We start from the raw sequence: 1,659 nt of genomic DNA on the forward strand, positions 1-1,659 counted from the left end.
CTATCTCGACGCCCGCCGGCGGCAGCGTGCGGTTCGCGTGCCGGGCGAGCAGCCCGGCGACGAGCATCACGAGCGCTTCGTCGCGGGCGAGTGGCTGGGATTCCCCGGCGACGATGCGCGCATGCAGCCGGCCCACCGAGGCTGCGAGGCGCGTATCGCGCACTGCCGGATGCGCCAGTTCGACGCCGCCGAGGCCTTCTTCCGCCGCGACGCCCGCGACCAGCGCGGGCGCGAGGTACAGCATCCGCCAGCGCCGGCCCGTGCCGGCCTCGATCGGCGAGCCGTCGTGCATCTCGCCCGGGTTGACCATGATCGCGTCGCCGGCCAGTGCGTCGACCTGCCCGCGGCCGCTCCACGACCGGTGCGCGCCGCTGACGATCACGCCGACCCCGAATTCGTCGTGCGCGTGGCGCGGAAATGCGCGGTCGGATTCGAGGCTGATGGCCTCGATGCCTTCGCCGGTCCGTCGGTAATGGGTGACGCGGTGCATGTGCGCTCCTCGCGCCGGTGGCGGCGCGGATTCCGTGCACTTTAGCGCGTTCCGGCGCGGCGCGCCCTTCATCCTTTTGGCCGATACCGCGCGGCGCGCGCAGCCCGCACCATGTGCACATGAGCAGCGTACACGGCCCGCCGGGCCTGAAGCTGCGCGGGAGACGGCAGGTGGAACGACAGGATCCGGTATTCATTCAGGTTGGCGCGCTCGCGGACGGCTTCGCGCCGGAAGCAAACATCCTCGCATCCGTCGACGCGCTCGCCGGGCGGACGCTTGCGCTCGGCGACGCATCGGGTGCGTGGCGCGTCTATACGTTCGAGCCCGGTGCGCTGCAGTGGCGTGACGCGGCGACCGACACGGGCGGCCGCGAGCCGTGCCGCGTGACGCGGCTGCGCGACGGGCTGTACTTCGTCGACTACATCGATTCGGCCGCCCGCGCGACCTCGGTCAGTCTCGTGATCGATCTCGACAACGGCGTATGGACGTCGGTCGTCGGCGTGCTGCCGACCGAAGCCGATACGCGTATCGACGCATTTACGCGGGTTGCCCGCGGGCTGCCGCTGACCGGCGTCGAGGCCGAATTCCGGCACGGCACGCTCGGCGGCCACACGCAGCCGGGGCGGCTGCACGGGCCTACGCGCGAGCTGATCGGCAAGCGGACGATGTATCGCTACAGCCCGACCGAATGCTACGAGCACATCTACCTGAACGAGAACTTCTACGCGTGGCAGTGCCTGCAGGGTGTCGAAGGCGGCCTGGCCGATGTCGATCGCTGCCATTACTTCAGGATTGCAGACGAGCTGTATCTGTTCGTGTGGCGCGAAAAAGTGGTGCCGACGCTCGGCGTCGTGCTGATCGACCTCGCGCAGCGCAAGACCGACGGCAAGATCTTCGGCTACCAGGGCGGCGATTTCGGCACGCTGTCGAACTTCCCGATCGGCGCCCACGCGCAGGTGCTGAACGACACCGTGCATCCGCTCGGCGGCGAGGCGCAGCGATGAATGCCGTGCCGGGCAGCGGCCGCCTGCGTGCGGATTTCAGCGGGCGCGTCGTGCTCGTCACGGGCGCCGCGCAGGGGAGCGGCGCGGCGATCGCACGCCGCTTCGCGGAATCCGACGCGTTCGTCGCGCTTGCCGACCTGAACGGCGAGGCGGCCGCCGCGCAGG

The 1,659-nt window shown here is 70.5% G+C and carries 3 protein-coding genes; 2 read left to right on the top strand and 1 reads right to left on the bottom strand.

Annotated elements, in window-relative coordinates; translation table 11 throughout:
• On the bottom strand, nucleotides 1–490 hold a 490-nt coding region (locus tag G3N93_RS39600), incomplete at its 3' end, for an AraC family ligand binding domain-containing protein (RefSeq protein ID WP_206135483.1).
• A 170-nt stretch (nucleotides 491–660) separates the two neighbouring features.
• On the opposite strand from G3N93_RS39600, the gene G3N93_RS39605 reads away from it, so the two are divergent.
• Together G3N93_RS39605 and G3N93_RS41925 are read left to right on the top strand one after the other, a co-directional pair.
• Nucleotides 661–1,494 carry a molybdenum cofactor biosynthesis F family protein gene (locus G3N93_RS39605; protein ID WP_174986292.1) on the top strand — a complete coding sequence of 278 codons (834 nt, stop codon included), beginning with the start codon at nucleotides 661–663 and terminating at the stop codon, nucleotides 1,492–1,494.
• Nucleotides 1,491–1,659, top strand: a 169-nt coding sequence (locus G3N93_RS41925) for an SDR family NAD(P)-dependent oxidoreductase (protein ID WP_241026905.1), incomplete at its 3' end; no start/stop codon positions are given. The genes G3N93_RS39605 and G3N93_RS41925, both read left to right, overlap by 4 nt.

The organism is Burkholderia sp. Se-20378 (assembly GCF_017104665.1).
GTDB lineage: Bacteria > Pseudomonadota > Gammaproteobacteria > Burkholderiales > Burkholderiaceae > Burkholderia > Burkholderia lata.